The sequence below is a fragment of the Paenarthrobacter nitroguajacolicus genome (genome assembly GCF_031455195.1).
GTDB lineage: Bacteria > Actinomycetota > Actinomycetes > Actinomycetales > Micrococcaceae > Arthrobacter > Arthrobacter nitroguajacolicus_D.
Genome location: NZ_JAVDSH010000005.1, coordinates 189582 through 216506, shown reverse-complemented (window position 1 = coordinate 216506; position 26925 = coordinate 189582). Strand labels below are relative to the sequence as shown.

At 63.9% G+C, this 26925-nt stretch carries 25 protein-coding genes and 1 riboswitch; of the genes, 16 read left to right on the top strand and 9 right to left on the bottom strand.

What is annotated here, in order from left to right; translation table 11 throughout:
• The first annotated feature begins 150 nt into the window (after nucleotides 1-150).
• From J2Y68_RS12925 to J2Y68_RS12915, 3 genes are read left to right on the top strand one after another with little or no spacing between them, the layout of a single operon-like run.
• On the top strand, nucleotides 151-1020 hold the full coding sequence (locus J2Y68_RS12925; RefSeq protein WP_309994007.1) for a DUF4031 domain-containing protein: 870 nt from the start codon (nucleotides 151-153) through the stop codon (nucleotides 1018-1020).
• Nucleotides 1017-1781: a 2-phosphosulfolactate phosphatase gene (locus J2Y68_RS12920; RefSeq protein WP_309994005.1), complete on the top strand. Its 765-nt coding sequence runs from the start codon at nucleotides 1017-1019 to the stop codon at nucleotides 1779-1781. Before J2Y68_RS12925 ends, J2Y68_RS12920 begins: the two co-directional genes overlap by 4 nt.
• 10 nt (nucleotides 1782-1791) lie before the next feature.
• Nucleotides 1792-3546 carry a sialidase family protein gene (locus tag J2Y68_RS12915; RefSeq protein WP_309994004.1) on the top strand — a complete coding sequence of 585 codons (1755 nt, stop codon included), beginning with the start codon at nucleotides 1792-1794 and terminating at the stop codon, nucleotides 3544-3546.
• On the opposite strand, the gene J2Y68_RS12910 is transcribed toward J2Y68_RS12915, so the two are convergent.
• From J2Y68_RS12910 to J2Y68_RS12900, 3 genes are all read right to left on the bottom strand, one after another.
• Nucleotides 3543-3944, bottom strand: coding sequence for a YccF domain-containing protein (locus J2Y68_RS12910; protein ID WP_309994002.1), 402 nt, complete (start codon nucleotides 3942-3944; stop codon nucleotides 3543-3545). The genes J2Y68_RS12915 and J2Y68_RS12910 overlap by 4 nt on opposite strands.
• A 103-nt stretch (nucleotides 3945-4047) precedes the next feature.
• On the bottom strand, nucleotides 4048-4497 hold the full coding sequence (locus tag J2Y68_RS12905) for an SRPBCC family protein (protein WP_309994000.1): 450 nt from the start codon (nucleotides 4495-4497) through the stop codon (nucleotides 4048-4050).
• A gap of 97 nt (nucleotides 4498-4594) precedes the next feature.
• The gene (locus J2Y68_RS12900; protein ID WP_309993998.1) at nucleotides 4595-5191 is read right to left on the bottom strand and encodes a phosphoribosylanthranilate isomerase; all 597 of its coding nucleotides are present in this window, start codon (nucleotides 5189-5191) and stop codon (nucleotides 4595-4597) included.
• A gap of 97 nt (nucleotides 5192-5288) precedes the next feature.
• On the opposite strand from J2Y68_RS12900, the gene J2Y68_RS12895 reads away from it, so the two are divergent.
• The 5 genes from J2Y68_RS12895 (at nucleotide 5289) to J2Y68_RS12875 (ending at nucleotide 8581) form a co-directional block, all read left to right on the top strand.
• Nucleotides 5289-5909, top strand: a complete 621-nt coding sequence (locus tag J2Y68_RS12895) for a HutD/Ves family protein (RefSeq protein WP_309993995.1) — start codon at nucleotides 5289-5291, stop codon at nucleotides 5907-5909.
• Nucleotides 5910-5965: 56 nt separating this feature from the next.
• Nucleotides 5966-6031: riboswitch (guanidine-III (ykkC-III) riboswitch) on the top strand.
• Nucleotides 6032-6040: 9 nt separating this feature from the next.
• The gene (locus J2Y68_RS12890) at nucleotides 6041-6355 is read left to right on the top strand and encodes a DMT family transporter (RefSeq protein ID WP_309993993.1); all 315 of its coding nucleotides are present in this window, start codon (nucleotides 6041-6043) and stop codon (nucleotides 6353-6355) included.
• Between the two features lie 2 nt (nucleotides 6356-6357).
• Nucleotides 6358-6744, top strand: coding sequence for a DMT family transporter (locus J2Y68_RS12885; protein WP_309993992.1), 387 nt, complete (start codon nucleotides 6358-6360; stop codon nucleotides 6742-6744).
• Between the two features lie 178 nt (nucleotides 6745-6922).
• Nucleotides 6923-7921 (top strand): aldo/keto reductase, encoded by a 999-nt coding sequence (locus tag J2Y68_RS12880; RefSeq protein ID WP_309993990.1) that lies wholly within the window; start codon nucleotides 6923-6925, stop codon nucleotides 7919-7921.
• A gap of 9 nt (nucleotides 7922-7930) precedes the next feature.
• Complete coding sequence (locus J2Y68_RS12875; RefSeq protein WP_309993988.1) at nucleotides 7931-8581, top strand: MBL fold metallo-hydrolase; 651 nt, start codon at nucleotides 7931-7933, stop codon at nucleotides 8579-8581.
• 67 nt (nucleotides 8582-8648) lie between these two features.
• Here J2Y68_RS12875 and J2Y68_RS12870 read toward each other — a convergent pair whose 3' ends face one another.
• Nucleotides 8649-10370: a DEAD/DEAH box helicase gene (locus J2Y68_RS12870; RefSeq protein WP_309993987.1), complete on the bottom strand. Its 1722-nt coding sequence runs from the start codon at nucleotides 10368-10370 to the stop codon at nucleotides 8649-8651.
• 424 nt (nucleotides 10371-10794) lie between these two features.
• Nucleotides 10795-12207, bottom strand: a complete 1413-nt coding sequence (locus tag J2Y68_RS12865) for an MFS transporter (protein ID WP_309993985.1) — start codon at nucleotides 12205-12207, stop codon at nucleotides 10795-10797.
• 66 nt (nucleotides 12208-12273) lie between these two features.
• Here J2Y68_RS12865 and soxR point away from each other — a divergent pair, with 66 nt between their 5' ends.
• Nucleotides 12274-12744: a redox-sensitive transcriptional activator SoxR gene (soxR, locus tag J2Y68_RS12860; RefSeq protein WP_309993983.1), complete on the top strand. Its 471-nt coding sequence runs from the start codon at nucleotides 12274-12276 to the stop codon at nucleotides 12742-12744.
• Here soxR and J2Y68_RS12855 read toward each other — a convergent pair.
• The gene (locus tag J2Y68_RS12855; protein ID WP_309993982.1) at nucleotides 12725-14629 is read right to left on the bottom strand and encodes an FG-GAP-like repeat-containing protein; all 1905 of its coding nucleotides are present in this window, start codon (nucleotides 14627-14629) and stop codon (nucleotides 12725-12727) included. The two genes, soxR and J2Y68_RS12855, sit on opposite strands and share 20 nt — an antisense overlap.
• 201 nt (nucleotides 14630-14830) lie before the next feature.
• On the opposite strand from J2Y68_RS12855, the gene J2Y68_RS12850 reads away from it, so the two are divergent.
• Nucleotides 14831-15559 (top strand): class I SAM-dependent methyltransferase, encoded by a 729-nt coding sequence (locus J2Y68_RS12850; protein WP_309993980.1) that lies wholly within the window; start codon nucleotides 14831-14833, stop codon nucleotides 15557-15559.
• 16 nt (nucleotides 15560-15575) lie between these two features.
• On the opposite strand, the gene J2Y68_RS12845 is transcribed toward J2Y68_RS12850, so the two are convergent.
• A complete protein-coding gene (locus J2Y68_RS12845) occupies nucleotides 15576-16613 on the bottom strand; it encodes an Lrp/AsnC family transcriptional regulator (RefSeq protein ID WP_309993978.1) in 1038 nt (345 codons plus the stop codon).
• Nucleotides 16614-16753: 140 nt separating this feature from the next.
• Between J2Y68_RS12845 and J2Y68_RS12840 the strand changes: the two genes are divergently transcribed.
• Nucleotides 16754-17971 carry a M20 metallopeptidase family protein gene (locus tag J2Y68_RS12840; protein ID WP_309993977.1) on the top strand — a complete coding sequence of 406 codons (1218 nt, stop codon included), beginning with the start codon at nucleotides 16754-16756 and terminating at the stop codon, nucleotides 17969-17971.
• 31 nt (nucleotides 17972-18002) lie between these two features.
• Nucleotides 18003-19295 (top strand): MFS transporter, encoded by a 1293-nt coding sequence (locus tag J2Y68_RS12835; RefSeq protein WP_309993975.1) that lies wholly within the window; start codon nucleotides 18003-18005, stop codon nucleotides 19293-19295.
• 72 nt (nucleotides 19296-19367) lie between these two features.
• Here J2Y68_RS12835 and J2Y68_RS12830 read toward each other — a convergent pair whose 3' ends face one another.
• Both J2Y68_RS12830 and J2Y68_RS12825 read right to left on the bottom strand, forming a co-directional pair.
• Nucleotides 19368-20657, bottom strand: coding sequence for a CynX/NimT family MFS transporter (locus J2Y68_RS12830; protein WP_309993973.1), 1290 nt, complete (start codon nucleotides 20655-20657; stop codon nucleotides 19368-19370).
• A gap of 198 nt (nucleotides 20658-20855) precedes the next feature.
• The gene (locus J2Y68_RS12825; protein WP_309993971.1) at nucleotides 20856-21722 is read right to left on the bottom strand and encodes a GntR family transcriptional regulator; all 867 of its coding nucleotides are present in this window, start codon (nucleotides 21720-21722) and stop codon (nucleotides 20856-20858) included.
• A 271-nt stretch (nucleotides 21723-21993) separates the two neighbouring features.
• Here J2Y68_RS12825 and J2Y68_RS12820 point away from each other — a divergent pair, with 271 nt between their 5' ends.
• The 4 genes from J2Y68_RS12820 (at nucleotide 21994) to J2Y68_RS12805 (ending at nucleotide 26757) form a co-directional block, all read left to right on the top strand.
• A complete protein-coding gene (locus tag J2Y68_RS12820) occupies nucleotides 21994-23259 on the top strand; it encodes a RuBisCO large subunit C-terminal-like domain-containing protein (protein ID WP_309993970.1) in 1266 nt (421 codons plus the stop codon).
• A 1-nt stretch (nucleotide 23260) separates the two neighbouring features.
• A complete protein-coding gene (locus J2Y68_RS12815) occupies nucleotides 23261-24559 on the top strand; it encodes a four-carbon acid sugar kinase family protein (RefSeq protein WP_309993968.1) in 1299 nt (432 codons plus the stop codon).
• A gap of 53 nt (nucleotides 24560-24612) precedes the next feature.
• Nucleotides 24613-25656, top strand: a complete 1044-nt coding sequence (locus J2Y68_RS12810; protein WP_309993967.1) for a zinc-dependent alcohol dehydrogenase — start codon at nucleotides 24613-24615, stop codon at nucleotides 25654-25656.
• Between the two features lie 69 nt (nucleotides 25657-25725).
• On the top strand, nucleotides 25726-26757 hold the full coding sequence (locus J2Y68_RS12805; RefSeq protein ID WP_309993965.1) for a 2-keto-3-deoxygluconate permease: 1032 nt from the start codon (nucleotides 25726-25728) through the stop codon (nucleotides 26755-26757).
• The last annotated feature ends 168 nt before the right edge of the window (nucleotides 26758-26925 follow it).

Here is a 26925-nt window from a genome sequence, read left to right as displayed (position 1 = left end):
CAGCCGTACCCTGTTGTTGGGTTCACTGCGCTCCTTCCCAGTTGCCGTGAATAGCACGGGCACAGACGCCCGTTTTCCGGGACGGCAAGCACGGCGGTAGACGTCCTGATGGCCGGCAACTGGGAAGGATCGTTTCGGTACACTTTGGCCATGGCCATCTACGTCGATCCACCACTCTGGCCGGCCCACGGGACCGTGTTCTCGCACCTCGTTTCAGACAAATCGCTGACTGAGCTCCACGCGTTCGCGGCCGCTGCCGGAGTACCGGAGCGGGCCTTCGACGGCGACCACTACGACGTTCCCGAACGCCGTTATGACGACCTCGTCGCAGCCGGCGCCATCCCCGTGGAAGCACGGATCCTGGTCCGCAAACTCATCGCCAGCGGGCTCCGCATCCCCGCCCGTGAGCGGAGCAAGGCATTGACCGTACCGCTGATGGAGCGTTGGAACAGCATTTACCCCGGCCACGAAACCCTGGGACTTGAGCTGCTGGAACGCTGGGGAGAGGACGGCCGGAAGTACCACAGCCGCACCCACCTGCTAGCGGTCCTCGAAGCCTTGGACACCCTCACCGAGCCTGCCCTCCCCGCCCGGACGGTATCCTTGGCCGCTTGGTTCCATGATGCCGTCTACGAAGGCGTGGCAGGCCAGGATGAGGAAGAATCCGCCCTCCTGGCCGAGGCCCGACTGTCCGAGGCAGGCTTGGCTCCCGACGACGTGGCTGAAGTTGCGCGGCTCGTCCGGCTCACCTCCACGCACGATCCCGAACCCGGCGACCACGCCGGCGCCCTCCTCTGCGACGCCGACCTCTCCGTACTCGGTGGTGACGAAGAATCCTACGCACGCTACCTGGCCGCCGTCCGCGAGGACTACGCCTACGTCAGCGACGACGACTTCGCGAAGGGTCGCGTCGCCGTCGTACGCCACCTGCTGGGCTTGGAGCCGTTGTTCCACGGCGAACGCGCCAAGGCGCTGTGGCTCGAAGCAGCCCACCGGAACCTCACCAGCGAACTTGGGTGAACAGCGTGCTGAGCGAACCCGGGGCGCCGCAACGTCAACTGCCGTACTCGGTACGGTTCGAATGGGGGCTCGACGGCGCCCGGTCGGTTGTTCCGGGAGCTGACCTTGCGATAGTGGTTGACGTCCTGTCATTCACCACGTGCGTCAGCGTCGCCGTGGATCGAGGGGCACTGGTTTTTCCCTACCCTCAGCGGGATGCGGGGGCCAGCGAGTTCGCCGCCCATCACAGGGCTGCGTTGGCGGGGGCGCGGGGGTCGGAGGGCCTCAGCTTGTCCCCCGCAAGCCTTCTCTCTGCCCACCTGCTGGACCGCGTGGTGCTGCCCTCACCCAATGGTTCGGCGATCAGCCATGAGCTCGCGGTCTCGGCCCGGCAGGTGGTGGCGGTGTCGCTTCGCAACGCCGCCGCGACAGCCGACTGGGTCCACTCCACCCTGCCCGAGGGCGCAGTCATCGCCGTGATCGCAGCGGGTGAGAAGTGGGCCCATGGGGCACTGCGGCCGGCTTTGGAAGACCAGCTCGGAGCCGGCGCGTTCATTGCGGGGCTCGCAGCGGCCGGGCGGCACAATTTCTCCCCGGAGGCGGCAGCGGCGGCGGCGGCTTTTGACGCTGCAGAACCGCAGCTCGCAGCTGTTCTGCGTGGGTGCTCCAGTGGGAGGGAACTCATGGATGCCGGTTACGCGGACGACGTCGAGATCGCCGCCGGGCTGGACGCCAGCACTACTGTGGCCCTCCTGAGGGACGGGGCTTTTCAAGGCGTCTAAGCTATAAGGTATGACCTCCTACCTCCACCCATCACAGGGCCATCCTCCACTCGCGGAACCGTCGATTGAGCATGTCCTGGCTGTCCGTGGGGTGGGTGGATACCGCAAGTACCGCATCCCGGCACTCGCCGTGAGCACCGGGGGAACGGTGTTGGCCGCCTACGACGGGCGGCCAAACCTGGACGACCTTCCCAACCCCATCGACCTCCTCCTGCGCCGCAGCTACGACAACGGGAACACGTGGGGCCCGCAACAGGTGGTCCGCACGGGATCGGGGCTCCAGGGCTTCGGTGATCCAAGCTTGTTGGTAGATGCCCAGACAGGCCGTATTTTCATGTTCCACGCGGCGGGAACGCATGCGGGATTTTTCGAAGCGGTCCCTGGCCTGGAACCCGAGGACGACATCCAGCACGCCGATCTCAGCTACTCAGACGACGACGGCGACACCTGGCAGCACCGCCGGCTCACCGCCCAGCTCAAAACAGGCGGGATCACCGGGCTGTTCGCGGCCGCAGGACAGGGAATCCAGATGCATACCGGTCCCTACAAGGGCCGCCTGGTTCAGCAGTTCGTATTGTTGGTGGACGGCTCCATCATGGCAGCCTCCGCGTTCAGCGACGACCACGGGGAAAACTGGACCCTGGGAGAGTTGATCGGCCCTGGCCTTTCAGGCATAGGACCCAACGAAAACAAGGTTGTGTGCCTTGACGACGGCCGGCTGCTCCTCCACTCGCGGGCTACGCCCCACCGCTTGTCTGGCGTGTCGAAGGACGGCGGGCTTTCCTGGAGTCCGCTCCGGCCCGTCGCGGACCTGCCGGACCCCAGCGACAACGGCTCCCTCGCCCGCTTTGACGGACTTCCATCCGTGGCTTCCTTCGCCGAGGCAGGAACTTCACAGCCAGACACCTCCCGATGGCTGATCGCGAGCAACAACCAGGACCCGCATCTTCGCCGAAATACGGTGCTGAGCCTCTCCCCGGACAACGGCGCCACGTGGCCCGCGAAGCTGATGGTGTGCCCCGGAAGCTCGGCGTACTCGACCGTTACCCGGCTACCCGACGGAAATGTGGGCGTGCTCTACGAGCGGCAAGGGTATCGGGAGATTGTTTTCGCTTCGATCCCCGCCGGGCAACTGACGCAGCAGCTGGCTGGCTGGCCGGGTCCGGCAGGCGCCCGCGCTTTGGCAGCCGCCCAGGCTCCCGCGGCCGCTCAGGCTCCCGCGGCCGCTACGGAAACGGGCGGCCTGGTCTTCCACATGGAACTGCGCTCCATCACTCCCGGTCGTCCCGCTGTCTGGCAGAATGCCGGCGACTTTCATGTGGTCCCTTCCAACAGTGACGGCCAATGGGACGTCCAAACGTGGAAAGAAATCGGCCAGGGCTATACGGACCAGGACCAGGTTTTGGGCACACGAGAAGCCCAGGACCTGAACTACGGCGCCATCATCCCCGGCTATAAGGCCGGGGACATCCTCGCCTTTACCGGACGGGTGGGCAACGTCGGCACACAGGCGGCTACCGGCGTCGAGCTTCTTGGCCCGCACGGCAACGCGGACGATTTCCCGGCCACGACCCTGCCGCCAGGCGGGCACGCACTGTACTTCACACCGACATACACCATCACCGATTCGGACCTTCGCCGGGAAACGCTGGACCTCGTCTTCGCCGTAGAGGCCGACGGCGGGTCCGGACCTGCTGCGGGCACGGTGCGCTTGGAGCGGACGTTCAGTTTCGATCTGCGCACCGGCGCCGTGGAGGTGTCCTAGCGGTAGGTGCTGACGAACGGCTGGTTGGTGGGCACGATCTGCTTGCCAAGCGGCATCAGCGAAACCGGGATCAACTTCAGGTTGGCGATCGCCAGCGGGATTCCGATGATGGTGATCGCCATGGCGAAGGCCGTAAGCACGTGGCCGATGGCAATCCAAATACCCGCAACCAGCAACCAGATGACGTTTCCGAGGAGCGCGAATACCCCTGCGCCACCGGGCTTCTCAACCACCATCTGCCCGAAAGGCCAAAGGCAGAAGGCGCCGATCCGGAACGAGGCGATGCCCCAGGGTATGGTCACGATCAGCACGCAACAAATAATGCCGGCTGCGAAATAGCCCAGGGCCAGCCAGAACCCACCGAAGACAAGCCAAATGACGTTAAGGATCGTTTTCATAGTCCTCATTCTCCCCTGCGGGTCAGACAAAACACCTAGGGGTCTGCCCTGAATCTTCCCTGACTCATAACGCGCTTATTGCGCGGCGCCGCCCGGCCGGAGCCTAGGCCAGCAGTTCATCCAGTTTGTCGAAGGACGTACCCCAGCCTTCGCGGGTCATCTCAACCCAATCCTCGGAAGCGAACGGGCTTTGCGTCAGGTGCATCCTTGTTCGGCCATTGAGGTCCTCAAACTCGAGACGCATTTCCTCGAATTCGTGATCGGCGTCGGGGGCCGCCTTCGCCGTGGAAACCAGAAGTGCAGGAGCATCCAACTCCTTGATGACGGCCTCGATCGGGGCTTCCTGCCTGCCATTCTCGTCCGTCCACCCCATCACTACCTGCCAGGCACCGCCGACCCTGGGTTCGATGATGATCTTCTCGCGCGGAGCATCCACGTCCACCGGCCCGAACCACTGCGTGAGCAGATCCGGGTTCATCCAGGCCTCAAAGACTTTCTCACGGGGAGCATCGAACTCGCGGATCATGGTCAAGGTGAAGTGTTCCGTGCTCATTGGGTGGCTCCTGGATTCCGTGTTTTCGGCGGTGGACCTGCTGTTGGAGCGAGTCTAGGGGGTGGCAGTGACATCTTGGATGCCCTGCATGCGGGGGTCAGGCTTTGGCGGCTTCAACGAACGCGCGGATCTTCGCCAGATCCTTCACGCCCCGCGAAGCCTCAACACCCGAGGAAACGTCCACACCCCATGCGCCGGCCGCGGTCGCAGCGAAGGCCACGTTTCCGGGCTCAAGGCCGCCAGCCAGCAGCCACTTCCTGCCATCAAGCCCCTTCTCCTGCACGGACGCATAGTCCCATGCCTCTCCTGACCCCGGAACTGCGGCATCGACCAGGAACACTTCTTCGCCCAGATCAGCGAACTCGTCCTGGCCCGCCCCCATGGTGACGGCCCGGATGAGCCGCATCCCGGCGTCGTGCACTGTGGTGACGTCCTCGGCGGTCCGGTGACCGTGCAGTTGGACCCAGTCGAGCCCGGCGGCGCGGGCAATTTCCACAGCATCAGCGGCAGACTCGTGGCGGAACACCCCAACGGCCTTGACCGAAGAAGGGACCAACGGCAACAGAACGCGCACTTGGTCGGGGTTGACTTCGCGGGGGCTGGCGGTCAGCACAAACCCAACTGCGTCCGCACCGGCGTCGACGGCTTCACGGACAGACTCGGGCGTGCTCAGACCGCACACTTTGACGAACATTCCCGCGCCTCCAGCCATTCTCACAACGTTTTCCACATATGACGTTAGCAAGCCGAATCGTCAACGAAGAAGCGCTGTCCACCACTAGGCTGGTCGAATGGAGATCATCCGCTTTGCCGACATCCGTCCTGAACCGTGGCGCAACGGAGGCGGGGTGACGCGCGAGCTCGCCAGCCATCCGAAGGCCGCTTCGGCACAGGACGGTGCGTGGGATTGGCGCGTCAGCATCGCCGACGTCGCGAAAGCCGGCGAGTTCTCCACCTTTCCGGGCATGGAGCGGGTCATCACCATCATCGACGGCGAACTGCTGCTCCTTACGGTCGACGGCTCCGAGCACCCGCTGGAGAAGTACAGGCCGTTCCGGTTCTCGGGCGAGGCCGCGTCCGCGGCGACGCTTCCCACCGGCGACATCCGGGACCTCAACGTCATAGCCCGCACCGACGCTTTCAAGGGTTACACGTCCATTGTCGAAATTTCCAAGAAGCGTGCGCATCCTGTCTTCGAGGGCCAGTTGGCTGTCTTGTTGGAGGGCAAGGCCACCGTTGCTCCCGGCGCCGCTGCAGAGGAAGAGTCCGACGGCGACGCCCCGGCAACCGCCACCAGCGAACCTGTCGAGTTGTCCCGCTACGACACCGTAGTGGGCTCGGACTCACGCAGCCCGGAGATCTCGGGCAGGGGCTTCGTAGCAGTCATCTCTATCGACCACGTCGAACCGTAACTGGTGACGTTAACCACCAGAAGTGGCCACCCTGCGCGGGAGTTGCTAGCCTGAAATGAAGGTTCCGCTCTGGAACCTCCGGACGACGGTTCAGTACCCGGCACGCGACAAGACTGGCCAAAGGAAATGTCATGTCGTGGTTAATTCTCATTTTCTCCGGTGCGCTTGAGGCCGTCTGGGCCGCAGCACTCCACCGTTCCAAGGGCTTCCGTAAACCCATCCCAACTGCTGTGTTCCTTGTGTCCGTGATTGCCAGCATGGCCGGACTCGCGATCGCCATGCAGTCCATTCCCACAGGCACCGCCTACGCGGTGTGGGTTGGTGTTGGCGTCGTGCTGACAGCGACGTACGCCATGGTCACCAAGGTCGAACGCGCGACGACGGCCCGGCTGCTCCTGCTCGCCGGCATAGGCGCATGCGTTGTCGGCCTGAAGGTGGTGGCATAGCCATGACCGCGAACACTGGAAACATCAGGAACTCCGGCACTTCCGGAATCTTCTGGGTCATACTCCTGGCATCGGCCCTCCTCGAAGCCGTGTGGGCCACAGCCTTGGGCCTCTCCAACGGTTTCACGCAACCGGCGCCCACCGTGGTCTTCGCTGTTACAGCAGTTCTGAGCATGCTGGGACTGGGCATTGCAGTGAAGCGTATTCCCCTCGGTACGGCCTACGCAGTGTGGGTTGGCATCGGCGCAGCTCTGACCGTGGGCTGGGCCATGATTACCGGCGTGGAGTCCGCGAGCCCGCTGAAGCTGCTCTTCATCGCGGGCATCGTAGGCTGTGCCGCTGGTTTGAAGGCCCTGCCTACCGAGAGGCCGCAGCCCGCCGGCGAGTAGCGACCACTGCGGGGTGGAACGTAATCCATTTCGATGCCTCGCTGCGCATTAGACGTCTCCTACCATCGAATGCGCAGCAAACCATCGAATCGGGCAGGGCATCAGCCCCCCGCCGGAATACCTTCGGCCGTCACCGGGTTCACGCTTTCAAGAGCACCCCCACGCATTGGAGACGTTCATGACTGCAGTTCAACTAGGCGATGGCCTCACGGTCAGCCCCCTCGGTTTCGGCGGAATGGCCCTTACCCCTGTCTATGGCGGAATCGACCCCGAGGAAGGCCTGCAAACACTCAGGCATGCCGTAGACGCCGGCATCACATTCATCGACACCGCAGATGTGTATGGCGCGGGCAGCAACGAGGAACTCGTGGGCAGGCTTTTGAAAGGGCGCCGCGACGAAATCCAGGTTGCCACCAAGTTTGGAATTGAGGGCAACCCCGCGGACGGGTACACGGGAGTCCGCGGGGATGCGCCCTACATCAGGCAAGCGGCGGAAGCGAGCCTCCGCCGCCTGGACACTGACGTGATTGACCTCTACTACATGCACCGCCGCGACCTCCGCGTTCCGATAGTGGAAACCGTGGAGGCCATGGCAGAGCTTGTTCGTGAGGGCAAGGTCCGGCACCTTGGACTGTCCGAAGTGACAGCCGAGGAACTCAGGCAGGCCAACGCTGTCCATCCCATTGCCGCGGTCCAGAGTGAATGGTCAATCTGGAGCAGGGATGTTGAACTCAACGTTGTTCCAGCAGCCAAGGAGCTTGGCGTTGGGTTCGTGCCGTATTCGCCGCTGGGCCGGGGATTCCTCACCGGCACCATCAACTCAAGCGACCTGGGCGAGAACGACTTCCGCCACAAGATCCCCCGTTTTGGCAACGAGGCCCTGGATGCGAACCAGGCCGTAGTGGCCGCGGTTCGCGAGGTAGCCAGTGGGCTGGATGCAACTCCGGCCCAAGTAGCCCTGGCTTGGCTGTTCGCCCAAGGTCAGCGCCTTGGGATTTCCGTGGTTCCCATCCCCGGCACGCGCAAAACGCATCGGATCGACGAGAACCTGGGGGCGCTGTCCCTGCAACTGGGGACAGCACAACTTGAGGTGCTCGACCAGGCCGCGGCCGCCGTCGTGGGTTCGCGTTCCGCCGACCCCAACTGGGTGTCGCAGGGTCGCGAGGCAACAACGTAGGCTGAACCGATGGATTCGCTTATTCACTCATCCCGTGACGTCACCATCCGCAGCATTTCGGTCAGCGAGATGAACAACAACGTGTATCTGTTGACGTCCAAGTCCACGGGTACGCAGGTGTTGATCGATGCCGCCGACGACCTTCCGGCCATTCAGCAGCTTCTGGAGGACGGCGCCACTGATTCGTCGGCCGCTACCAAACTGGCGAGGATCGCCACCACCCATCAGCACTGGGACCACGTCCGTGCCCTGGCTGACTTGGTGGAAGCCACCGGGGCAACCACCTCAGCAGGAGCGGACGACGCCGATGCGTTGCCAGTTCCGGTGGATGTCCGCCTTGGCCACGGGGACGTGGAGCGGTTCGACGGCTTTGAGCTCACGGCAGTCCACTTGCGTGGACACACCCCGGGCTCGATCGCTTTCGTTTACCAGGATCCGGACGGGCCGGCCCACATTTTCAGTGGAGACTCGCTGTTTCCGGGAGGCGTCGGCAACACACAGAAAGATCCTGCACGCTTCACTTCTCTGTTGAACGACGTGTCGGAACGACTGTTCGACGCCTATCCGGACGAAACTCTGGTGCACCCCGGCCATGGATTGCCCACGACCCTCGGAGCCGAGCGGCCACACCTTGAGGAGTGGCGCGCCCGAGGCTGGTAACTTGCGGGGCCTGCTCTGCGTCCTAAACCTCAGGAATAGCGCGCAGAGCGGGCCTCACAATGGGAGGTTAGCGGCCGCGACGCTCGTTCGAGGCCGGAGCAGAAGCACGACGCGGGCCGTTGCGTGCCGGACGACCTGCGCCCGAGCCACCGCGACCGGAGTTGCCGGAAGCACCCGAACCGTAGGATCCACTGGACGTGGCACCCGTAGCGGAAGACCAAACGGCCTTGTTTCCGCCAGTGCGCGTCGAGGTGGTGGACGCCGTGCGCGGAGCCGAGGCTGAGCGCTGGCCGGTAGCCGGACGACCGCTGCGACCGTTCTGACCCTGCGAGCCGGGAACGTCATTGCGGTGAGTTGCACCCGACTTGCCGCGACCGCGTGAGCTGCGGGCGACGTCGTCGTTTGCTGCTGCGCGGCGATCCGCACGGTTGGTGTCCGTGCGAACCGGCTCAGCAGCAACCTTGCCGCGTCCATTACGACCGCCACGGCCACCAGCGGTGGGTGCAGCCTGCGTGGAACGGCGTGCGCGCTTGCGCTGTGCGTTGGCCCCGGTGGAGGTGCCGCCACCCTGCGGGGCTTTCGCCGCGAGGAGGGCTGCACGGGTGCGGGGATCGACCTTGTCGGCAATGTCGCCCACAAGCTCGGCTACCAGCGGCGAGTTGGCGGTAACGCGTTCAAACGAAACATCAACGCCGGCAGCCTTCATGAGCTTCTTGACGTCGCTCTGCTGCTCGGGAAGCGTCAGCGTGACCACGGTGCCATCGGAACCGGCGCGGGCCGTACGGCCGGAGCGGTGCAGGTATGCCTTGTGCTCTGTGGGCGGGTCCACGTGGATGACGAGTTCGACGTCGTCAACGTGCACGCCACGGGCTGCGACATCGGTAGCCACCAGGACGCGGACGTCACCGTTGGAGAACTCCGCAAGGTTGCGGTCGCGGGCGTTCTGCGACAGGTTGCCGTGAAGGTCGACGGCGGGGATGCCGGCGTCGGTGAGGGTCTTGGCAAGCTTGCGGGCGTGGTGCTTGGTCCGCATGAAGAGGACGCGGCGTCCGGCGCCGGAGGCCAGTTCAACGATGAGCTGCTTCTTGACGGTCTGGTCGTTGACCACCAGGACGTGGTGTTCCATGGTGGTGACAGCGGCCTGGGGGTCGTCCACAGAGTGCGTCAGCGGGTTGGACAGGTAACGGTTGACCAGCTTGTCAACACCGTTGTCCAGCGTCGCGGAGAAGAGCAGGCGCTGACCCTGGGTGGGGGTCATGTCCATGAGCTTCTTGACTACGGGGAGGAAGCCGAGGTCGGCCATGTGGTCGGCCTCGTCCAGCACGGTGACCTCAACGGCTTCGAGAGTCAGGATGCGCTGGCGAATCAGGTCTTCGAGGCGGCCCGGGCAGGCGATGACGATGTCGACGCCGGCGCGCAGCGCCTTTTCCTGGCGTGCCTGGGAGATGCCGCCGTAGATGACCGTGGTGTTCAGGCCCATGGCCTTGGCCAACGGCTCGATGGTGGCGTTGATCTGGGTTGCCAGTTCACGGGTGGGTGCAAGGACCAGGCCCATGGGGCGGCCCGGCTTGCGGAAATGCTTTGCTTCGCGCTCGGCCAAGCGGGCCACGAGCGGGATGGCGAAAGCGATGGTCTTACCGGAACCGGTGCGGCCACGGCCCAGCACGTCGCGACCTGCGAGGGTGTCCGGGAGGGTCTTCACCTGGATGGGGAATGCCTCTTCGATGCCGTCTGCGGCCAGGGATTCAGCAATGGGCTTGGGCGTGCCAAGGGCAGCAAAAGTAGTCATAAACTTCATGTCTTTCGGGCGGTGTCCAGTTGCGGACATCGGCCCCCGACGCCGGTTGGGCCAGGGGTTCGCCGAGGAAAAGTCAGGTGGTCTACCGATTCGCTTCAACAGCGGTGGCCGGGACCAAATAGAACGCGTTCATCGACGCAGGATGTGCCTCTCACATGAAAAATGCCCCGCCGCGTAGCCTTTCAGGCCACCTGCTTCAGGGCGTCACCGCACATCAAGTAAACCCATCTTAGCAGTGATTCGTCGGCTCCCTCGCATCGGGGCAGGTCAGGGGTGCGTTGCGAGGCCTGCTCAACAGGGTTCGCGGACGGAATACCGTGCAGAGCAGGCCCAACAACGCGTCAGGGGTGCGTTGCGAGGCCTGCTCAACAGGGTTCGCGGACGGAATACCCTGCAGAGCAGGCCCAACAACAGGTCAGGGGCGCGTGAGTTCGGCTTGGGGGTCGGCGGGTTGGGGGTCGCCAGCGCCCCGGGCGTCGGAGGAGCCTGAGCGGGCAGCGACCCGCGGCGCCATGACAACCCCGACGACGGCGATCACCGCCGTCAGCGTGAAGACGGCAGCGAAGGGGCTGGCTGAGAACGCCGCGAAGACCAGTCCGGTGGCGGCGAGGGAGAGGGCACCCCCGAGCGAATCGGAGATGGACATGGCCGCGCTGTTGAAGCCCTGGTTCTCCGGCGTGGAGAGGGCCAGGGTCATCACGCTAAGCCGTGGGTACATGAGCCCCATCCCGCCACCGGCAAGGATCCAACCCACAATAGCCGCGGCTGCGGGAAGGGCGAACGCCGCCGTTGCCAGGGTCGAAAGAATGGCGACCAGGACCAGCGAGGCACCGATCTTAATGGCGAGGTCGTCAGCCAAGCGGCCGCCAAGCCGGCCTTGGATCGCCGACGCCCCCGCCCACGCGAGCGCAGCACCGGTCAGTGTGAGGCCCGCGAATGTGGGCGTGAAGGCGTACCGCTCTGTCAACAGGTACGGCAGGTACACCTCGGCACCGAAAAACCCGGCCGATGCCAGCCCACGAACCAGGATCACACTGGGCAATCCCCGGCGGGCGGTGAGGGTCCCCTGCGGCACCAAAGGTCGTAAGGCCACCAACGCAAGGACAAGCGCGACGGCGGCAATCACCCCGCCGATGCCCGGCACCCCTGCGGACAAGTTCAGTCCCAGGACGGCGACGGCCGCCAGGGCTGCCCATCCCATGCGTCCGAAGGCCCACGGAACCGGGTCCGCAGGGGGTTCGGAGTTCATTCCGCGTACTGCGGGAACCACCATCAACAACGCCGGCACCACCAGGCCCACCACGCCAAGGAACACCCAGTGCCAGCTGCTCAGTTGGGCGACTACTCCTGCAGCGAATGGGCCAATCAGGGAAGGAACCACCCAGGACGCCGCGAAGGCCGCGAAGATTTTGGGGTGCAGGGAAGGCGGGTAAACGCGCGCCACCAACACGTATAGTGCCACAGTCATAGCGCCGCCGCCGAGGCCCTGTACCAGCCGGCCAAGCACCAGGATCTCCATGGCCCCCGCGGTCCCGGCAATGAGGAGGCCGAGGACAAAAAGCGCCACCGAGGAGTACAGCGGCGCCGCCGGACCACGACGGTCAGACCAGTTTCCCGCGCCAACCATGCCCATCACACCGGTAGCCAGCGGCCCAGCGAAAGCGAGCGCGTAGAGGGCGGCTCCGTCCAGGTCCCGGCTCACGAGCGGCATGATGGTGGTCACCGCCAGGGACTCGAACGCGCTGAGGAAAACAAGCGCGCAAGCCCCCACGGTGGCAAGCAGGTATGGACGGCGGAGTATCCCGGCCGTTGGGGTGTCAGTGGTCATGCACGCTACCCTAGAACCTCAACTAATGTTGAGGTCAATCCAGCACACCCTTTCCCGGAGCAACACATGACACCCGTTGAGACGCACCGGCCCCTCAGCATCGGCGAGCTTTCCGAACGAAGCGGAGTGTCGCCGTCGGCCCTGCACTTTTATGAACGCAACGGACTCATCCACGCCGAGCGGACCGCCGGAAACCAGCGGCGGTACCGGCGCGATACGCTCCGACGGGTTGCGTTCATCAAGACGTCCCAGCGTGTAGGGCTGCCACTGAAGGACATCCTCGAGGCGTTGGATTCGCTGCCGGAGGGCCGCACCCCCACCAGGCACGACTGGGCCAAGCTGTCGCTGCGCTGGCGGAAAGAACTGGACGAACGGATCGCGGCCCTTCAACACCTGCGCAACGATCTGGATGGCTGCATCGGCTGTGGCTGCCTCAGCCTGAAGTCGTGCACGCTGCAGAACCCGTCCGATGAACTCGGCGCTTCCGGCACGGGAGCGCAGCGCTGGAGTCAGCTGGTCAAACCAGAGCCGTCATAACATTCCAACCAACACCTGCCCGCTGCCTGGGCTGATAGCCGCCATAAAGAGTTCCTGGGTAAAGCCACAGGACGCCTGCCGAGTCCCGGGCCAGAATGTCCGGCAGGTCATCGCCGTCGAAGTCGCCGGGTGTGGCCATCGCCGTCATGACGTTCCACTCAAGGCCCACCAGCAGCCGGAAGGGCACCCACCCGCCCGAGTTATCCCCCTGATACAGCCACAGGGTTCCCCACTTGTCCCGGGCGACTACGTCACGTCCTTGCTGGTGTGTATCGCCCGGACCCAGGATGGCGGTCATGTCGTTCCAACCTGTTCCTACCTTGGTTCTCGGAAGCAAGGCCCCTCTACCGGTACCCGGGTAGAGCCAGAGATCACCTTGGGCATCGCGCGCCAGAACGTCGCCGTGACCGTCACCGTTGAAGTCGCCGGGGGTCACGACGGCGGTCATCACGTTCCAGCCACCGCCCACCTTTGAGCGTGGCAGCCAGTCAGAGCGACCGTTCCCCGGGTACAGCCACAGATCACCTGCTTGATCCCGGGCAAGAACGTCCGATGACCCATCGCCGTTGAAGTCGCCGGGGGTCATGATCAAGTTCATGGTGTTCCAACCGGTTCCAACCCGCGAGCGGGGAAGCCAGTCACCCCGGCCATTGCCGGGATACAGCCACAACTCACCTGCGGTATCGCGGGCGAGGACGTCAGTACGGCCATCGGAGTTATAGTCCTTCCAAATATTCGCCGACCGCGGAGTGGGAATCACCCAGAGGTAGTTCCCTTGATCCGCCGGCGCCACATATCCCTTTTCCCCGTTCGGAAGAACTGTCAGCAGACCCTGCAGGTAGTCCCCCTGAGGGGAAATATGCCTTGCCACTACAAGCGTCGGGACGTTGACCACCATGATGTAGGAGCTGACGACGAAGAGACGCGAACCATCGTGGCTCAACCGGACCGTAAAGGCTCCCAGGTTCATGGTCGGCGGTCCCAAGGGTTGAAGATCCACCGTTGTCAGCGAATTGCGTTGGAGATCGATTTCCGCCAACGAATACTCGTCACCAGTCTGGTCAACGGTGAAGGCACGGGACCCGTCGGGAGTAAAGATCGGGGCTGTGGCCACGGCGCGCGTCGGAATTTCACCGATCACAGCACTCTTGAGCGCCGACACCACGGCGATGCCGCCATCGCCCTTGGGGTAATACAAATGACTTCCGTCTGGAGATATAGCCCCCTCCATCGGAGCACCGCCCAAGGGAATTTTGCTTCCTACGGTGCCCGTCGAGGTGGCTATGACTGTGACGGACCGGTCGGTGGCGCTGAGGATGTAGATCTTGTCCCCGGCCGGCGCCACAAGGATCTGTGAAGGGTCGTGGCCCACAGGAATTGTCATGCGGATTCGTGCCGTAGCAACGTCGATAACGGCAATGGAGCCGAGAGGGGACGCAGACACGGCGGCATACACGGAGGAGCCATCAGGTGAGACGGCCATACCCCGCACAGGGCCTTCCATTGGTATGACGGTTGGCTCTTTCCACGGAACGGTAACGAGAGTCACGCCGTACTTCTGCTGTTGGCTCGTGGCGAGAAAGACTCTCAAACCGTCAGGACTGACCACCATGGAAGACACGTTTCCCACTTTGAGGGTCGCCGAGACCTGGTCCGTGGGCACGTTTATGACAGTGAAGTCACCTTTTTCGGACGCCGCGAAGAGCCGTGAGCTATCCGCGCTGGGTTCTACGAATCGGGGGCTGGTCACATCAATCTTCACAGGATCAAGATTCGGAACAGCGGCCGCACGCAACGCGTCCTTGTCACTGGTCCAAGCCTGGGCAGGCACTGCTGCAGCCGGGAGTCCGGACGCCAAAAGTCCGCCGACCGCCAAGACACCCACGATTCCCGTCCGTCCGCGGAACCAACGCAATTTTCGCCTAAGAAACATCATGAATCCCCCGGTTCATGCGCCGCGAGACCAACAGGGGCGCTGTCCACCTGAGGCTAGCCACCATCGAACCAAAAAACCATACCTTGGGGTAGCTTGCCGATTCGGCAACAGGCGTTGCCTTGGGGACGCGGCTCACGGCACGCTTGTCCCATGACCGAAAACCTGCACGACGCCGGCACCCACCAGCACGGCGAACACACCCATGATGGCGCCCAACAGACCGGGCTCAACCTCCACGAAGACGCTGACAATGCCGTGGACATGTGGGACGGCATGTACCGGGAGCGGGCGAAAATCTGGAGCGGGAACCCCAACCCTCTGTTGGTTGCCGAGGTCACGGACATGCTGCCGGGCAAGGCCTTGGATCTGGGCTCCGGAGAGGGCGGGGACGCGATCTGGTTGGCAGCGCAAGGCTGGACCGTCACGGCACTGGACGTGTCCGCCGTCGCGCTTGAACGGGCAGCCGCCCACGCAGCGGAAACCGAGTACGCAAACAGGATCACCTGGCAGCAGCAGGACCTCACGGAATGGGATCCGGAGCCGGAATTTGATCTGGTGTCAGCCCATTTCCTGCATTCCCCCCTGTTGCCGTGGCAGGACTCCGCGGTAAAGGCCGCGGCTGCTGTGGCGCCCGGCGGAACGCTGTTAATCGTGGGGCACCACCCGCAGGGGCTGCCGGAGTGGAGCCATCACCACGATTCCGGCATGTTCTTCACCCCGGAGCAACTGGCCGCGGAGCTCGGCATGGGCAACAGCGACAGCTGGCAGGTAGAGGTGCTGGACGAAAGGAAGCGCGCAGTGTCGGGGCCCAACGGCGAAGCCGGAACTACCTTGGACGCCGTCCTCAAGGCCACCAAACTGGGCCCGGCGCGTAACTGACGACGAAGCCAGCGGGCTAAACACCGTCCGGAAGCAGCTCTCCATACGGCGGGACCACTGTTCCGGTGGCGGTGGAGTCCGGGTTGAGCATCCAACCGACACGCTTTGCCGTGTTCAACATGACCACGCTTTCCACCAATTCAATGCCTGGAATCCGCTGTTGGATGATGAGCTCCAATTCCATGACATCGGCCAATGAACGCAGCCACATGATCATGGTGAAGTTGGTGCGGCCTGTGGTCGATGCAGAAAACCGGGTGTTCCTGATGGCCCGGAGTTCGGTAGCCGCTGCTTCATGCTCTCCCGCTGGAACGTTCGCGAACCATTGCACCGTGACGGGGAAGCCGGAGAACTGCTGGGCGATTTCGCAGCGGAAGGACAGCATCCGGCTGGCCAGCACACGGCCGAGTTGTCGCTGGACGGTTGCTGGATTCCGGCCCAAAGCCCGGGCGATTTCCGCAGCGGTAGCGCGGCCGTCGCGGGCGAGGAACGGGATGAGTGCCAAGTGGCTTTCCGGGAGTGGGACCACGATCGCATCCTGCGCCGAGGGGTTGGCGGACTCGGGTCCGGCGAGAGCCCGGAGTGCCTGCTGCTCCGCCTTGGTGAGGACATTGAGCCGCCAGGCATAGCCGCTCGTGTGGATCCGGGTGCAGAGGGCCGTTTGGTATTTGGTGAGCCCCTGGATTTCCTTGAGCTTGGGCAGCAGCAGCGTACTGAACTGTTCCAGGTCCTGGGTGATGACGGTGAGCGTAAGATCCCGGTTGCTCGCCGCCTCTTCCACGGTGATGACCTCGGGGAGTTGGGCAACGGCGGCAGTGACAAGGGGCCTGAGGTGCATTTCGCAGTCGATGTCCACCATGGCCAGGCACATGTCCTTCGGATCACCCATGAGGTGGGCCGTGGTCCAGGCCGCACCGGCCGCCCTGAGACGCTCCCATCGGGCGGCCAGAGTGGTGCCGTGCACGCCCAGTACCTGACCGGCGTCGGACCAGCTGATCCGGGGCGAGATCTGTAGTGCGTTGACCAGGCGCAGGTCTTCCTCGCTGAGTTCCATGAGTCCATTATCCAGAGACGCTGCATGATTGCTGCAAAAGACAGCCCTCTTGTGCATATTTTCAGATGTTTCAGAGCATGTGAATCACGTCACCTCACAATGGCATAAGGAACCCGCCCCCAAGCAACCCAGGAGCACAAATGACCATCGTGGCCGACGCCAAGGAACTGCAGGACGACATCGTTCGACTCCGTCACGACCTCCACCGCGAGCCCGAAATCGGCCTGCAGCTTCCCCGCACGCAGGAGAAGGTGCTCAAGGCGCTGGACGGGCTGCCGTACGAGATCACCCTCGGCAAGGAAACGACGTCGGTCACCGCGGTTCTGCGGGGCGGCGCCGCGCACGCTTCAGCCGAGAAGCCCGTGGTCCTGCTGCGCGCCGACATGGACGGGCTTCCCGTGCAGGAACGCACGGGCGTGGACTACACCTCCCGTATTGAGGGTGCAATGCACGCCTGCGGCCACGACCTCCACACCTCCATGCTTGCCGGCGCAGCCACAATTCTCGCGGAGCGGCGTGACCAGTTGGCCGGCGACGTCATCCTCATGTTCCAGCCCGGCGAAGAAGGCTTCGATGGGGCCAGCTACATGATCAAGGAAGGCGTCCTGGACGCAGCCGGCCGTCGCGCGGACACCGCCTACGGAATGCACGTCTTCTCCTCCCTGGAACCGCACGGGCAGTTCGTCACCAAGCCCGGCGTCATGCTCAGTTCCTCCGACGGGCTGGTGGTGACGGTCTTGGGCGCGGGTGGCCATGGCTCAGCACCATACTCAGCAAAGGACCCGGTCACGGCAGCGGCCGAGATGGTCACCGCGCTCCAGGTGATGGTCACGCGACAGTTCAACATGTTCGATCCCGTCGTCCTGACCGTCGGCGTCCTGCACGCTGGCACCAAGCGGAACGTCATCCCCGAAACTGCCCGCATCGAGGCCACCATCAGGACCTTCTCCGAGGCGTCCCGGCAGAAGATGATGCAAGCAGTACCCCGGCTGCTCCAGGGAATCGCCGCAGCCCATGGCTTGGAGGTGGACGTGCACTACCAGGAGGAATACCCCCTCACCATCAACAACGACGACGAAACCACCACCGCGGAGAACGTCATCGCCGAAATGTTCGGCGAATCCCGGCACACCCGGATGGCCACTCCCCTCAGCGGCTCCGAAGATTTCTCCCGCGTCCTCGCTGAAGTTCCCGGCACCTTCGTGGGGCTCAGCGCCGTTGCCCCCGGCACCGACCACACGACGTCGCCTTTCAACCACTCGCCCTACGCAATGTTCGACGACGGCGTCCTCACCGACGGTGCCGCGCTGTATGCCGAACTTGCCGTGTCCCGCATCGCTGCCCTCGCCGGCAACTGACTCCCAGCCCCTCCCCATCTTGGAGAATGACATGACCGCTACCGTAGGAACGACCCCCGAGGTCAAAGTCCACAAGTCCCATGTGCGAACACTGGTCGGAACCGGCATTGGCAACGCCGTCGAATGGTACGACTGGGCCATTTACGCCACGTTCTCGCCATTCATCGCGAGCGCCCTGTTCAGCCAGGCGGACCCCACGTCGGCCGTGCTGTCCACCTTGGCGATCTTCGCCGTCGGGTTCGTTGCCCGTCCGTTCGGCGGTTTCGTGTTCGGCTGGATCGGCGACCGGATCGGCCGTAAAACATCCATGACCTTCGCTGTGGCGTTGGGCGCGGTGGGCAGCCTCATGATCGGTATCGCGCCGACGTTCGCCGCTGTGGGCGCTTTCGCTTCGGTGATGCTGCTGGTGGCCCGGCTCATCCAGGGCCTCGCCCACGGCGGTGAGTTGCCGTCGTCGCAAACGTATTTGTCCGAAATGGCGCCGAAGGAAAAGCGCGGCTTCTGGGCCACCCTGATCTACACTTCGGGCACTGCCGGAATTCTGGCAGGCACACTGCTGGGCGCTATCCTCACCGCTGTCCTGAGCAAGGAAGAGATGAGTGCCTGGGGTTGGCGGATCCCGTTCCTTGTCGGTGGCGCGCTGGGTGTCTACGCCCTGGTCATGCGGGCCAAGATGAAGGAAACCGAAGCGTTCGAGGCCGAGGCTCCCAAGGAGAGGCGCCTGCCGATCTGGCCGCAGATCGTCAAGTACCGCAAGCAGGCGTTGCAGGTCATCGGCCTCACGGTTGGCCTGACCGTTGTGTACTACATCTGGGGCGTCGTCGCTCCGAGCTACGCTGCAACTTCGTTGAAGATGGACCGGGGTGAAGCCCTTTGGGCCGGTGTGATCGCCAACGTCGTTTTCATCGCGGCCCTGCCGTTCTGGGGCAAGTTGTCCGACCGTATCGGGAGGAAGCCGGTGATCATCGCGTCTGCGGCCGGCGCCGCTCTGCTGCACTTCCCGATGACGTGGCTGCTCAAGGACTCGCCGTGGCAGCTCGCGGTGTCCATGTCCGTGATGCTGTTCTTCATCGCCGGCAGTGCTGCGATCGTTCCGGCCGTCTACGCGGAACTGTTCCCGACCCACATCCGCACCATCGGCGTCGGCGTCCCGTACTCCATCTGCGTCGCTGCGTTCGGTGGCACGGCTCCGTACCTGCAGACGTGGCTCGGCAGCATCGGCCAGGCTCAGCTGTTCAACGTGTACGCGGTGATCCTGTTGCTGGTGGGCATCGTGTTCGCCTTCACCATCCCGGAGACGAAGGGCAAGGACCTCACCGTCTGAGTTCTCTTTCGTTGCGAGGCCCGCTCTGCGTTCTTCCCTGAGGTTTTGGGACGCAGAGCGGGCCTCACAACGTTAAACGAAGCGATCGCGGCCGGCCCGGTATCCGAAGAACGCGGCCAGGGATCCGACCACCAGGAACAGGACCCCGGCCGCTTCAAACCCGCCCGTTGCCTGATGAAGTTGCCCCACCATCAAGGTGCCAACAGATCCCACTCCGTAACCCACGCCCTGCATCATCCCCGATAAATGCGCGGCGGTGTGGGCGTCGCGGGTGCGGACCATGATCATGGTGAGTGCCACGGCGGTGAGCGATCCCTGCCCCAGGCCGTTCAGCCCGGTCCAGGCCCAGATCAGCTCGGTGGGGCCAAAGATGGTCAGCGCAAAACCACCACCCGTCATGAGGGCAACCACCATGTTGATGATCCGCTGGTCCTTGAAACGCGTGGCCAAGGCCGGGGCAAACAACGAGCCAAGCATCTGGAGCACGATCGACACCGACACGATCAGCCCGGCCGTTCCGCCGTCGATCCCCCGGTCGCGCAGGATAGGCGCCATCCACGCGAACACGCTGAACGACATCATGGCCTGCAACACCATGAACAGCGTGACCTGCCAGGCCACGGCTGAACGCCACACATTCACGCCACCGCGAACGGCCTGATGCTTTACCGACGGCTGGCGGATGGCGAGCGGCAGGAAAAGCAAAAGCACGATGGCGGCCGGCACCGCCCAGAACCACAGCGCCGATGTCCAGTGGCCGGTTGCCGCAAACACCGGATACGTGAAGCCCGCGCCAAGGGCGGCGGATGCGCAGATCGCCGTTGTGTAGAGGCCGCCCATAAGTCCCAGTCGGTGCGGGAAGTCGCGCTTCACTACGCCGGGAAGGAGGACGTTGCAGAGCGCAATAGCCGCTCCGCAGGCGGCGGTTCCGGCGATAAGCGTGGGAAGGTGGCCCGCGCTTTCTGTGTCAACCGGGCGCAGGAGCAGCCCGAGCGTGAGTACAACCATCGCGCCCAGCAGCACCCGCTCAGCGCCGAACCTGCGGGCGAGGATGGGCGCCAGTGGTGCGAAGACGCCCAACAAGGTGACGGGGACGGTGGTGAGGACCACCAGCGACCAGCCCGGCAGGCCGACGTCGGACGTAATCTCCGGAAGCACGGCGGAGAAACTCGAGAAGACCGTCCGCAGGTTCAGTCCGATAAGCACCAGGCAAATACCGAGGTAAACGAGGCCCCTCCTGCCACGAAGCTGCGTGGGGTCCGCCGGTGGTTCCTCGTCGATTTCCGCGTCAACTGCGATTGAAGGTGGGGCCGGGGGCAGGGCCGAATCCTTGGGGTAGCCGGGCGTCTTCGAGGAGGTCACACGTCCTATTCTGTCAGCCGCTTGACGTGGATTGCCTCATGAGCCAATTGCGACCAGTGCGCGGCTTATCTACATGCGCTTGACTGCAGCTGCCCGGAAGACGGCTTCTCAAGAATCGAGTCACTCCTGGTATTCCTCACCCAGGAAGGGACCAACCCCAGCGGGCGATCAGCACACTCAGGGTGGGCGAGGTGCCTTCTAACGCCCTCCTCGTTCGAGGTCTGCGAGTTCGGACTCAAGTTGCTGGGTGAGGTTGCGGAGGCGCCGGACATGTTCTTGGGAAATCCGCCCCGGCTGGGTGGTGACTTGCGCATCGACGTCAAAGACAGTGTTGGGGCTGTGCCAAACGTTAAACCATTCCAGTCCGTGGCCCAGCGCGTCGCGGGTCACACCTTGGAGCAGGAGCAGCGGTTCTCCGGCGTTGACATTCAGCGTTCGGGCAAGGTCATGATCCGAAGACACGGCCTGCACCTGGCGGGGGCCACCGGCTGGCTGGTAGCCATGGTCCCGCATCAGACCTAGAAGGGATGCGTTTTCTAGCAATTCCGCAGTGAAATGGGGAAAGAAGTCGCGCGGGACCCACGTTCTCATGAAGGCGACGGGCAGGTCACCAAGGTAGCGTACCCGCTCGATTTGCCAGGTATTGGTGGTGCCAAGGGCGTCTATGCCCGCTTGGGGCGGTTCGGAAGGTTCGACGCTGATGACATGTGTACGAAGACGCTGGCCATGCGCCGCGGCTTGCTCGTCCAGGCCGCCCGCGCGCTGCACATGGCGTCGGAGCACTGGTGTCGAGGCCACTACGCTGCCCCGGCCGCGCTGACGCCGGATCAGTCCAAGGTCAGAAAGGCCGGACAAAGCTTGGCGCACTACGCTGCGGGAAACCCCGAACTGCCTTTGCAGCTCCTCTTCAGTGGGCAATGAAGATCCCGGGGACAGTGCCATGTCCACGATCTGACGGTGCAGGATGTCCCGGATCTGAGCGTGGAGAGGACCGCCGCCGTCCCGGTTCAGTGGGCTGATGCGTCCCACCGGCTCCGCCGCTGCTTCTGCCGATTCCAAACTCACGTTGACTCCTTTGCCGCTGTGCAATCTTAGCCCTGAACCTTCGGTGCGCGATGGGGGGCGAAAGAACATCTGGTCTTGACGTGATCTACGCCACCTATTATTGTACGTATCAAAGGTACGTACAACTTCGATCAACGGAATCACCGAGGATGCCGTGAATGCGAAGTCCGAATTACCTGCTTGAGCCCGCACTGGAGCGTAAGCGAAATGAGAGTACCTGCAGATGACAGTCGGATACGTAAGTTTCAAAATCCCCCGAATTGGAGAGTCCATGCGCGACCCGCGCTCGGTGCGTTGCACCTACTACCTTGAGTCCGAGATTGACCCGGAGAAGGCGGCAGCCATCATGGCCGGCGAACAATCCAGCGGTACCTTCCTCCCGGTCCCGGGCGAGTCCGCCCGGATCCGGGAGCGGCACGCCGCGCGGATCTCGGCTGTCCAGGCGATTGGCTTCTGCCGCCCTTCGCTGCCGTCCCGGGCAAATCCGGAGAAGGTCCGCGCTGCCTTGGTTACCGTTGACTTCCCGATGGAGAATGTCGGCACAGACTTGGCCACTTTGCAGACGGCCATCGCAGGGAACCTCTTCGAGTTGGGCGATCTTTACGCGTGCCGGCTTCAAGACATTCAGCTGCCTGAAGACTTCGTTGCCGCCCATCCCGGGCCGGCATTCGGTATCGAGGGCACTCGCAAGCTCATCAGCGATGTCCAGGGCGTCATGGTTGGCACCATCGTCAAGCCCAACGTAGGACTTTCCGAGGATGAATTCCGGCTCGTGGTCCGTGATCTGGCCATGGCCTCCATCGATCTGATCAAGGACGATGAGCTCATGACTGATCCGGCGTACCTTCCGTTGGAACGCCGGATCGCCGTCGCCACGGAAGAGATCCGCGCTGCCGAACAGCTCACAGGCCACGCCACCATGTATGCGTTCAACATCACCGGTGACCTCGCCGGACTGCGAAAGCGCCACGACCTGGTGGTTGAAGCCGGCGGCCGCTGCGTAATGCTGAACATCCCAGTGATGGGAATGCCTGCACTGGCGTTGTTGCGCAGCTTCACGGAGGTCCCCATCCACGGCCACCGGGCGGGGTTGGCAGCTTCCATGAGGTCCAAAGCCTTGGGCATGGATTACCGGGTCTGGCAGCAGATGGCCCGTTTGGCCGGCGCAGACCACCTTCATGCAAGCGGTCTGGGCAGCAAGTTCTATGAGCTCGACGAAGAGGTCGCCTCCAACATCCGCAGCCTGCTTGAACCACTCGGGCAAACCATTGCACCGCTTCCCGTGTTGTCCTCGGGGCAGAACGTCACCACCCCAGGCCCGACATTCGAGGCAGTTGGTTCGACAGACCTGATGATGCTCGCCGGCGGCGGCGTCGCAGCGCACCCGGACGGACCGGCAGCCGGAGTGCGGAGCCTCCGCCAGGCATGGGAGGCAGCCGTGGACGGCGTGACACTGCACAACGCAGCAGAAAAACTCGCCCACACCGGGGACGCCGCTCTCCTGCACGCAGTCCAGACCTTCGGGAAAGGGGCCTGACATGACCGCCTTCGGTTTCGTCGCCGACGACCTCACCGGGGCAGCCGATGTCCTCGCCCAGGCCCACCGCTACGGGCTTGAAGCTGCGCTTGTCATCGGGGACGCCCCATTGCCCACTGACACTGACGTCGTCGGGTTCGCCGGGCCGGCACGTTCGCTGTCCGGAGCTGCTTTCGACAACTTGGTCACCCGTGACCTCGCAGGTATCGCGGCATTGAACCTGGAAGTGCTGCTCTACAAGGTTTGCTCCACATTCGACAGCTCGCCCACCGTCGGCAGCATAGGCCGTGGGATCCAGCTGCTCCATGAGCAGTTCCCGCTGCACGGACCCGTCCCAGTCGTACCTGCCCAGCCCGCCTTTGGCAGGTACACCGCGTTCAGCAATCACTATGCAACCTACGCCGGGAAGATCTACCGGCTGGACCGCCACCCGGTCATGTCCCGTCATCCATCAACGCCCATGTCCGAAGCGGACCTGCGCCAGGTACTGGCCCAACAACTCGGCGGTCCCGAAACCCCTGAAGCTATTCATCTTCCCGCTTACGAAGACGGCACCTTCAAGGACGCATGGGCGGACCGGAGTCGGGAACACGGCGCGAAGGCCTTCGTGGTCGACGCCGTGAACGAACATCACATGGACGCCGTCGCGGAAGCCCTCACCCGGGAAGAACACGGTCACGGTCCCTCGATCGTGGTCGGATCCGGGGGGATCATGGCAGCGCTGGCAAGGTCGGTCTCAGACCACGCCCCACGCACCCCCGGACCGCAGAACCCCGCGGGACCTGTGCTGGCGATCAGCGCCTCGGCCTCCAGCACGACAGCCGAGCAGATCAACGACGCAATCTCGAACGGCTGGGTGGACGTCCCGGTTCCTGCTGAGCTCCTCCACCGCGATGACGCCGCCCAGGTCCAGGTCCTCGATGAACGCGTTTCAGCCGCCCTACGGACAGGACGAAACGTCGTCGTTCACACCACCCGCGGTGCGGCAGACCCCCGCTACGGTACAGGCACACCAGTGGACGCCGGCTACGTCGGCACCCTGATCGGCGGCATCGCCGCCAGGATGGCCACCGCAGGGCTCACCCGTGACATCGCGGTCTGCGGTGGCGATACCTCCAGCCATGCACTTATTGCCATGGGCGTCCGCCAACTCCGGGTCTCCGACCAGTTCGTCACCGCCGGCCCCGTCCTCCTGGCCGATAGCGCATCGGCCGTCAGCGGATCCCGACTGCTGCTCAAGGGCGGACAGGTGGGACCCATCGACATCCTGCGTCGCTTCGCCGGCCAGCTTCCCAGCTAGCACTCCACATAATTTCCTCCACGCATCACCAGAACCAACGAAAGGCGGCCCCCATGCGGGCAGTAGTCAAAAGCGCAGCCGAGCGAGGCGTCACATACGTCACCGACGCTGGAGATCCCAAGGCAACAGAAGGCTCAGTCGTCATCGAAGTCGGCGCGGCCTCCCTGTGCGGCACAGACCGCGAACTCTACGAATGGACCCCCTCCGCCCAGGCATTCAACCTCAACCTCCCGGTCATCCTCGGCCACGAAGGCGCAGGAACCATCGTGGAGGTCGGCGCAGGCGTCACCGGGCTCAAAGTCGGTGACCAAGTTGCGCTGGAAAGCCATCTGACCTGCGGCCAGTGCTTCCCCTGCCGCACCGGAGACGCCCACACCTGCGAACGCACCGGAATCCTCGGCATGCACATCGACGGCGTCTTCGCCGAATACGCCGCCGTCCCGCAGGACATCTGCGTCAAGCTCCCCACCGGCCTGTCACTCGAATCCGGGGCCCTCCTTGAGGCCGCCGGCGTAGCCGTCCATGCGATCCAGCGCGCCAACTACTCCGTCGCGGGCCGGGCAGTACTAGTCAGCGGCGCGGGCCCGGTGGGCCTCGTCGTAGTGAATCTGGCACTGCTCATGGGCGCCTCCCACGTCATCGCCGTAGATCCCAACCCCTACCGCCGCGCCCAAGCCGAAAAGCTCGGGGCGACCGCCCTGCACCCCAACGACGGCATCATTGAACGCTGCCGCGAACTCACCGGCCGCCGGGGCGGATTCGACGTTGCCTTCGAATGCTCCGGCGCGCCCGGCACCCTGGCCACTCTTTTCGAAGCCGTCCGCCGGGAAGCCACCGTCATCACCGTCGGTCACCCCAGCCGCCCGGCTGAAGTCGACATTGCTGCCTACATCAATAAGAAGGGCATCACCCTTCGCGGAATCTTCGGCCGCCGGCTATGGGAAACCTGGGAACAGAGCCTGCTGCTGCTGGACTCCGGCAAGCTCGAACTCGATTGGCTCATCACCCACCGCAAGAAGCTCAGCGAAATCGACGAAGCAGTGGAGCTCCTCACCGGAGACGCCTGCAAAGTCCTGCTCATCCCCGGCCTCGGCTAACCCCACAAACAACGGAACTGACAACCCCAACTGCAGTTCCCACCGTTCAGCTATTCATAGGAGAAATCAATGTCGATTCCCATCAAGAAAGCTCTGGAGAAGGTTCCTGGCGGCATGATGCTGGTGCCGCTTGGCATCGGCGCCGTCATACACACCCTCGCCCCGGACGCTGGCAAATTCTTTGGATCCTTCACAGGAGCCTTCTTTACCGGCCTGGCACCGCTGCTGGCTGTGTTCTTCGTCTGCCTCGGCGCAACCCTAGAGGTAAAGTCCACGCCCTACATCCTCAAGAAGGGCGGCGTGCTCCTCGGCTCAAAAATTCTCTTCGCCGTCCTCATCGGCGTCATCGCAGGCCGCTTCCTTGGCGAAGCACCCATAGAACACGGAGTCCTCGCCGGCCTGTCAACCCTGGCGCTCGTCGCAGCCCTGAACGACACCAACGGTGGGCTTTACATCTCCCTGATGGGCCAGTTCGGGCGCAAACGCGATGCAGGCGCATACTCCATCCTGTCCCTGGAATCAGGGCCCTTCCTGACGATGGTCACCCTGGGCATCGCCGGTCTCGCCGCGTTCCCCTGGCAGGCCTTGGTGGGCGCCATTCTTCCCCTCGCCCTGGGCATGCTCCTGGGAAACCTAGACAAGAACATGCGCCACCTTCTGGCTCCGCTGGTACCGGCGATGGTGCCGTTCCTGGGCCTGGCTCTCGGTCTGACCATCAACCTCAACGCCGTTGTCGAAGCCGGCCTGCTCGGAATCGCCCTTGGCCTGTTCGTGGTCTTCGTCGGCGGAGCAGTGCTGCTCCTGGCCGACAAACTCACCGGCGGCGACGGCGTCGCGGGCCTCGCAGCAGCAACCACAGCCGGCAACGCGGCCCTGGTTCCGGCAATCATCGCCACGGCCAACCCGGTCTACGCCCCGGCAGCAGAACACGCCACCGTCCTGGTCGCAGCATCAGTTGTCGTCACCGCCGTGCTCTGCCCGATCGTCACCTCAGCGTGGGCAAAGAGGGTCCAGAAAAGGGCTGGAGCCGAGGAGAACGAGGAAGGATCACCCGAAAACGATATGACCATCCCCAAACACGCAGCAGAGCCTCAAAGCTGAACTACCAACTCTATTCAGGGTCAGGGGCGGGGCATCCCACCAGGGGAATGCCCCGCCTCTTTGCCTGACTCCGGAAATGAGCCCACTGTGCCCCAAGACCGTCAAGGTGGAGGCCACTTGTATTGAGTCAGCGGGCACCTGGAAGAAGGCGAGACCCCATTCGCCAGA